Origin of the sequence: Neobacillus drentensis, assembly GCF_036966985.1 — a bacterium.
Classification (GTDB): domain Bacteria; phylum Bacillota; class Bacilli; order Bacillales; family Cytobacillaceae; genus Neobacillus; species Neobacillus drentensis_E.
Map to the genome: position 1 here is coordinate 2,703 of NZ_JBALSN010000223.1, position 2,884 is coordinate 5,586.

The window sequence follows — 2,884 nt, forward strand, 5'->3', positions numbered from 1 at the left end:
CATCATAGCCATGGAAATGTCCAGCATCACCACCATGAACACCGGGCTTATAAAGACATTGTTGCTTTAATTGAAGGGGCAGGTTTTGTTGAGCCTGTGAAAAATACAGCATTAAAAATCTTTAAAAGAATTGGTGAAGCGGAAGGACATATCCATGGAATTCCCTTAGAGAAGGTCCATTTTCACGAAGTAGGGGCAGTAGATTCGATTATTGACATTATCGGTGCAGCTATCTTAATTCATCAATTAGAAATAGACGTAATTAAATCATCGCCCATTCCTGTGGGCACAGGTCGTATCCATATTGATCATGGTATTTATCCTGTACCTGCACCGGCCACTCTTGAAATTTTAAAAGGTGTACCAATTGAACAATCTGACATTCGCTTCGAGCTCACCACTCCAACGGGGGCAGCGATTGTTGCAGTATTGGCAGAAGAATATTGCCCGATACCATCCATGAAGGTTACATCCATTGGTTATGGTGCTGGAACGAAGACCTTTAAAAATCATCCCAATGTGCTCCGTGTCGTCATTGGAGAGGAATAAAATAAACCTTTAAGCGGACGTCCTTTTTTGATATCTAATGTCTCTTTTTGAAAAGAAAGGAAGTGATTTAATGGTCTCTCATCTTCCTCCCAGTAATGAGCATATTGATGATCATATGATCAAAATGGAAGTTAATCTCGATGATATTCCTGGAGAATGGCTTGGCTATGTGATGGACTTGTTATTTGAGGCTGGCGCTAATGATGTCTTCTATACACCGATTTATATGAAAAAAAATAGACCAGGCGTATTACTTCAACTACTTTGTTCACAGAAACATATAAATACAATGAAGGAAATTCTTTTTAAGGAAACTACCACACTAGGAATACGCTATTATCCTTTAACCGTACACCGGTTAGAAAGAGTGTTTAGGAAAGTTATTACTGAGTGGGGGCCTGTGACAGTAAAAGAAGGTATGTATAATGGACAAGTTGTGCAATGTGCTCCGGAGTTTGAAGAATGTAAAAGTATTGCACGACTTCATGACATTCCCGTGAAAAAGGTTTACGAGATGGTTTGGAAGGGTTTGGGAAGAGAAGAATAAGCCCAAAGTCTCACCTCATTTTAAGAAAGTTTCGTAGATAAATGTTAATAGATTTGGAGTATAAAAATGGCTGCCATTCAGAATAATGGCAGCCATTTTTTAAACCCATATTATCTCTTCAACTATTTGTTGTTTAAACAACTGGATGATAAATTCATTATAAAAGTCTTTTCTAACGATTATTTGAAACCTATTATTCGGATGAATATAAAAATGGATGTCAGTTAGGATGTCATTTGTATCAAAATACTCACGAATTTCTTCGATTTTTTTCTTCCATTTGTTATCAACAAAAGTAAGTGTAAATTCAAAATCATCGCCGTTTAGAGTTTCTTTTAGCTCGAGAAACTGTTCGTTATATTTATACGCTACTTTCATTATACCCCTCCTAAATTAGATATCTTAAATATATGTAAACCGTACAAATAATAATTGATAAAATCATTAATGGAAAGGCAATCAACATGAATTTTCCAAATGTAATAGGATGGCCTTCCTTCGCGGCAAGACCTGCCACAATTACATTGGCGCTTGCTCCAATTAATGTGCCATTTCCGCCAAGACATGCACCTAAAGATAAACTCCACCAAAGAGGTTCTAAATTAGTAATGCCAAGTTCCCCCATATCTTTTATCATTGGAATCATGGTGGCAACAAACGGAATATTATCAATAAATGCTGAAGCAATTGCACTAACCCAGAGAATTAAGATCGATGTGGATGTAACATCCCCTCCAGTTAGGTGTACAGAGTAATCTGCTAATAACGAAATTATCCCTGTTTCGATCAATCCTGATACCAATACAAACAGGCCGATAAAGAAGAATATGGTTGTCCATTCTACTTTTAAAAATGCTTTATCTAAATACTTTTCTCCTGTTAATAGAAGCAGCAGGAAGGCACCAGCTAAGGCGACGGTAGCAGATTCAATATGAAAAAGCTGATGCAGGAAAAAACCCAAAATAGTTAACGAGAGAGCAGTTAAAGATTTAATTAGTAACTTGGTATCTGTTATTTCTTCTTTTTCATCTAAGTCCATTAAATTGGCCTTTAAATCATCCGTTGTTCGAAGCTGCTTTCGATAAATAAATGCTAAGATCCCAATATTAACAAATAAGATAAAGAATGTTATTGCTGTTAAATTATTAATAAATGCCATAAAGGTAAGTTCTTTTACGGCGCTGCCGAGCATGATATTCGGCGGGTCGCCTATCAGTGTGGAAGTTCCACCTATATTCGAGGCAATAACTTCGGTTATTAAAAAGGGAATCGGATTAACCCGTAATTGTCTTGTGATACTGAAAGTAACTGGAACCATTAATAGTACCGTTGTTACATTATCTAAAAAGGCTGACCCCAAGGCAGTAATAGTCCCGAGCACCAACAATATTTTTAATGGATCACCTTTCACTTTTTTTGCTGACCAAATAGCTATGTATTTGAACAGACCTGTCTCTGAAGTTATGGCAACGATGATCATCATACCGGTCAATAATCCGAGTGTATTGAAGTCGATATGGTGAAGCGCTTTTTCCTGCCCGACAATTCCTAGTAATACCATCATAATTCCGCCGCACATGGCGATAATCGTACGATGGATCTTTTCAGTGACGATAAAGGCATAGGTAATTAGGAATACACCTAGTGCGATTAATGCTTGTGTTGACATGTAGTAACCTCTTCTCCCAAGATTTAAATGGTCCATTTTAAAAAAATGACAAAAAGGAGCCTGTTTGACAGACTCCCCCAATAAAAACACCATTTATATTATTACCTTTATTTTATATA

The 2,884-nt window shown here is 36.9% G+C and carries 4 protein-coding genes; 2 read left to right on the forward strand and 2 right to left on the reverse strand.

Features of this window, described 5'->3' with window-relative positions:
- Both V7659_RS15195 and larC read left to right on the forward strand, forming a co-directional pair.
- Positions 1–549, forward strand: a 549-nt coding sequence (locus V7659_RS15195; protein WP_335540713.1) for a LarC family nickel insertion protein, incomplete at its 5' end; no start/stop codon positions are given.
- Positions 550–619: 70 nt separating this feature from the next.
- Positions 620–1,096 (forward strand): nickel insertion protein, encoded by a 477-nt coding sequence (larC, locus tag V7659_RS15200; protein WP_335540714.1) that lies wholly within the window; start codon positions 620–622, stop codon positions 1,094–1,096.
- Positions 1,097–1,195: 99 nt separating this feature from the next.
- Here the strand turns inward: larC and V7659_RS15205 are convergent, their stop codons facing one another.
- Positions 1,196–1,474, reverse strand: coding sequence for a hypothetical protein (locus V7659_RS15205; protein ID WP_335540715.1), 279 nt, complete (start codon positions 1,472–1,474; stop codon positions 1,196–1,198).
- 10 nt (positions 1,475–1,484) lie between these two features.
- On the reverse strand, positions 1,485–2,765 hold the full coding sequence (locus tag V7659_RS15210; protein WP_335540716.1) for an ArsB/NhaD family transporter: 1,281 nt from the start codon (positions 2,763–2,765) through the stop codon (positions 1,485–1,487).
- Positions 2,766–2,884 lie beyond the last annotated feature (119 nt).

Excerpts from the sequence above, each read along its gene's own strand:
- larC (WP_335540714.1), top strand. The coding sequence starts at position 620 with ATGGTCTCTCATCTTCCTCCCAGTAATGAGCATATTGATGATCATATG.
- V7659_RS15205 (WP_335540715.1), bottom strand. The coding sequence starts at position 1,474 with ATGAAAGTAGCGTATAAATATAACGAACAGTTTCTCGAGCTAAAAGAA.
- V7659_RS15210 (WP_335540716.1), bottom strand. The coding sequence starts at position 2,765 with ATGTCAACACAAGCATTAATCGCACTAGGTGTATTCCTAATTACCTAT.